Below are 4301 nucleotides of genomic sequence, written 5' to 3' on the forward strand. Positions count from 1 at the left end.
ATTGGCGTAAGTTATGATTTTGGGAAAACTGTAGGCTGGGAGTTTCTGCAGGGGAGGGATTTTTCGAGACAATACTCAACTGATTCGCTGGGCATGGTACTCAATGAGTCCGCTGTCAAGTATATGGGCCTGCAGAATCCCGTGGGGAAATCCATCAAATGGGGCGGTACGGGCAAGACCTTGCAAGTAGTAGGAGTAATCCGGGATGTGGTCATGAGTAATCCATTTGAGCCAGTCATGCCAACTATTTTTATGCTGGGACATGACTTCCGTACTACTATTACGCTTCGGCTGAACCGGGAACGCAGTACTAGCGAGTCCATTTCTGAGATACAGAGAATATTCCGAAAATTTAATCCGTCAGCACCTTTCGAGTATAAGTTTGTGGATGAAGTATACGCCACTAAATTCGGACAGGAAGAGCGCATTGGTAAGTTGGCCAGCTTCTTTGCCGCACTGGCTATCTTCATCAGCTGCCTGGGTCTGTTCGGGCTGGCTTCCTTTGTAGCCGAGCAGCGTACCAAGGAGATTGGAGTACGTAAGGTGCTGGGCGCTTCAGTGCTCAGCCTATGGCAGTTACTGTCAAAAGACTTTATGCTTTTGGTTCTTATCAGTTTCGTAATCGCCTCACCCATAGCCTACTATTTTGTCAATGAGTGGCTCCAGAACTACACCTTCCGTACTGATATACCGTGGTGGGTATTTGCTGTCGCCGGGGCTGGGGCAATGCTCTTAACCTTATTAACAGTAAGTTTTCATGGCATCAAAGCAGCGTTAATGAATCCGGTGAAGTCGCTGCGAAGTGAGTAGGAAGGGGGTACCTCAGGTCATGTTCCTTATGTTGAATGCTTTGACTATCAAGCGGTGCCCTTCGAGAAGTTGACCCTGGATTATTATAAACCAAATAGTGACATAGCACCTACTTAGTTGGTTTTTTATGAAAAATATTCTGATTGGATTGACACTAGGCGCACTGGTCCAGTGGGGGGGCCCGGAGGCCAGTGCCCAAAAAAGAACGGAACTGGATTTACCGCAGGTGCTTAGTTCCAGTAGCTTCAAGGCCCAGAACCGTCAGGCCAATACCCAGACCGGCGAATCCAGAAAAGCCATTCATCTGGCCGAAGAACTACTCGGTGTTTGCCTACCGCAGCATCCATCCCAGCCTCCAGAAGCGCGGCTTCTCCTACAGCCCCAAAGCCGAGAGCTACTCCAGGCAGCTGGAGATGCCCTTCCCGGCGCTGATCAGCCTGGCCAAGAGCTGGAACAGGGAAGGCAACCGGGCCAACGCCCAGTCGCCCCGGGAGGCGGAGGTATTCGAAGTTTCCGACAAGACGGCCTCGGCCCGGGTAAGGGCCGTTTGGGGGATCGACTATATACACCTGGTGAAGGAGAACGGCACTTGGTATATCGTCAACGTGCTGTGGCAGTCACCCCCTAAGTCTGCGCACCGGCCGCAGTAGGCGGTGCGTTTTTCCCGAGCATCTCATCCATTTCACAATAACAAAGCAAAAAAAGCCATGAAAAAAAATGTTGACACTCTGCTACTAGCCGCCGCATTCGGCCTGCTTGTGAGCCTCTCACCCAGCGCCCGCGCCGACGGCAACCAGCCGGATCCTGCCACCGTCCAGCCGCCGAAAAGCTCCTTCGAGGTGGGCATGTACCGCGTAAAGAACTCGCTGACGATGAACCTTTTAATCGAGAAAAAATTGGGGGCTCAGCTGGTGATCATGCTGCTGGACGAGCGGGGCAGGGAGCTGCATAGGGAGTCCCTGGGCAGAAGGCAGCAGAAGTGCGCCCGGCTACTGAACTTCGCCGAAATCAGGGACGGCACCTACACCGTAGTGGTGAAGAACGGAACCGAGGAGGTTACCAAGGAAATCCGCCTCTCCACCCAGACCCTTTACGAGATGCCCAGGCGCCTTCTGGTCGCCGGGAATTGATGGCTATCCAGGGCAGGGGCAGGTTGCAAGCATCAACCTGCCCCTGCCCTGGATCATCTATTTAAGCCTCTGCTCCTTTTGCTTCATTTGTGGAAGCATTTGATCACAAAGCCGAAATTTCCATTTCGAATTCCACACTGAATTAAAACAGCCGCTCACAGCAGACGCCCACACTTTCAGCAACCGCTGGCCGGGCGAGGCGAGGTATACCTTTTTGGCAGGCATCAGTAGATAAGGTTGACCCGGATATGCAGGCGGAGCGGAGACTCAGGAAGCGCCGGGGCAGCCGCACCGCCAAGGGTGCCAGGCAGGCCGCCAGCGGCAGGGCCGTAATCTAACTTTGTTGTGGAACTTCGGATCGGGTAAATTGAATAAATCCATATGATGAAATTCTACTGGGTGATGTGCTGTTTGTTCCCTTTCCTAGCCGGGGCGCAGCAGGGGAATCTGACCGGACTCGTGCAAACGACTCAGTCCGGAGCTTTACCCCATATGAGCGTTTATCTGGAAAACACGGATTTTGCCACCACCACCGATGAAACGGGCCAGTATCTGCTCGAGAACATACCCTACGGCACTTACAGCCTGGTGTTCCAGCTCATCGGTTACCGGAAGGTCACAAAAACCATCCGGGTGGAGAATCCCGGTTCCACCGAAAATGCGCAAATGACCGAAGTGTCGCGGGTCCTTGATGAGGTGGTGGTCGCCTCGGAAAAGCAGTCCCCAATTCAACAGCAGAAAGCTATTGCCATTTCCAGCATCGACATCCGGGAGGTGATTACCCAGAACAACCTGCTGACGGACATAGCCGACCGGATTGCCGGCGTACGGATCAGAAGGTCCAGTAGCTTGGGCGAGAGGTCGGACATCTCGATCAACGGCATGAGGGGCAGCGCCGTCCGGTTTTACGTGGACGGGCTGCCGATGGAATTCCTTTACCCCAGCTTCGATATTTCCACGCTTCCGCTCGGCACAATCAAGCGGCTGGACGTTTACAAGGGCGTAATCCCCGTCGATGTCGGGGCCGATGCGATGGGCGGGGCAGTCAATATCATCACCGAGCAAAAAGCCCATTCGCACCTCCGCGCATCCTACAGCATGGGCTCCTTCAACACGCATCTGGCCGATTTTGAAATCGGCCTGGCCAATACAGGGAACTTTTTTATCAATGCCAATGCCAGCTACCATTATTCCGACAACGACTACCCGATGTATGCCCTGGTTTTTGAAAAAAACAGGGTGGAACAAGTCAGGCGTTTCCATGACGCCTACGGCATCGTTCGGGGGTGTTTCCTTCGGGATCCATAGCAGGAAATGGGCCGATGAGCTACGATTCACCGCCAACTACTCCACGGGTTTCAAGGAACTCCAGAACGGAGCTAGGGTGAGTACAACGGCCTTCGGAGAAGTGGGATACCAGGCCCGGAACTACGCCCTGAGCGCCCGCTATGACAAAAACTTCTTGAATGAGCGTTTCAAGGCCAGTGCCCTTTCCAGTTACAGCCGTCAGGCACTTAATTTTGTGGATACCACGGCCAATGTCTACAGCTGGAGCGGACAGGTGGTGGGCCGTTCGGCACCCGGTGAATACGCGGGCCAATCGAATTATGACACCTACTACAACAATCTCATCAACCGCACCACCCTGGTCCTGGAAGCCTCCCCGAAGCAACGGCTGCTGGTATCCAACCTCTGGGCCCACCAGCAGTTGACCGGCCGGGACCACCTCACGGAAGAAGGTGAAAGGGACTACCTGAACATTCCACAGTACCTCGCCAAGAACATCGCCGGCCTACAGTACGACGGGAGATTTTCCGAGAGTGTGGAGGTGTCGGCCGCGCTGAAACGCTTCGACTACCGGGTGAACGGGGCGGAGAACAACACCCTTCTGCCGGTTGAAAAAGAGGACGGTTTCTGGGGCTGGAATGCGGGCCTGAAGTACAACTTCACGGATGATTTCTTTGCCCGCGCTTCGTACGAGCGGGGCTTTCTGATTCCCTTTTTCGAGCAGTTTGTGGGAAACGGAACCGACATCTTGCCCAACACCGACCTGATTCCCGAAAATAGCGACAACGTCAACCTGGGCCTGCACTACCAGCACGAATTTCCGCGCGACCTGGCCGTCAGCACCACCCTGAACGGCTTTTGGCGTGGGCAGAACGACATCATCTTTTTGGGCAACGGACGGGTGAGGCGGTACGAGAATACCGACCGGGTGAACACCCTGGGCCTGGAGGGTGATTTGATTATGAACTTTGGGAAATCGTGGACTTGGCGTAGCAATATCACTGCCCTGCGGAAACGGTTTTCAGCCCTGAAAGACCCCCGGAATGCCTTTCTGGAGGGAACTACCTTTCCGAA

General features: G+C 54.1%; 5 protein-coding genes. All 5 read left to right on the forward strand.

What is annotated here, in order from left to right; translation table 11 throughout:
- Nucleotides 1-810, forward strand: an 810-nt coding sequence (locus ACEW8P_RS11395) for an ABC transporter permease (protein ID WP_373513204.1), incomplete at its 5' end; no start/stop codon positions are given.
- Nucleotides 811-1133: 323 nt separating this feature from the next.
- On the forward strand, nucleotides 1134-1460 hold the full coding sequence (locus tag ACEW8P_RS11400; RefSeq protein WP_373513205.1) for a nuclear transport factor 2 family protein: 327 nt from the start codon (nucleotides 1134-1136) through the stop codon (nucleotides 1458-1460).
- Between the two features lie 57 nt (nucleotides 1461-1517).
- Nucleotides 1518-1940 carry a hypothetical protein gene (locus tag ACEW8P_RS11405; RefSeq protein WP_373513206.1) on the forward strand — a complete coding sequence of 141 codons (423 nt, stop codon included), beginning with the start codon at nucleotides 1518-1520 and terminating at the stop codon, nucleotides 1938-1940.
- A 381-nt stretch (nucleotides 1941-2321) separates the two neighbouring features.
- A complete protein-coding gene (locus ACEW8P_RS11410) occupies nucleotides 2322-3248 on the forward strand; it encodes a carboxypeptidase-like regulatory domain-containing protein (RefSeq protein WP_373513207.1) in 927 nt (308 codons plus the stop codon).
- Nucleotides 3202-4301 (forward strand): TonB-dependent receptor domain-containing protein (locus tag ACEW8P_RS11415; RefSeq protein ID WP_373513208.1); only part of this gene is annotated, 1100 nt, incomplete at its 3' end. The genes ACEW8P_RS11410 and ACEW8P_RS11415, both read left to right, overlap by 47 nt.

It is taken from the genome of Persicitalea sp. (assembly GCF_041751555.1).
Taxonomy (GTDB): Bacteria; Bacteroidota; Bacteroidia; order Cytophagales; family Spirosomataceae; genus Persicitalea.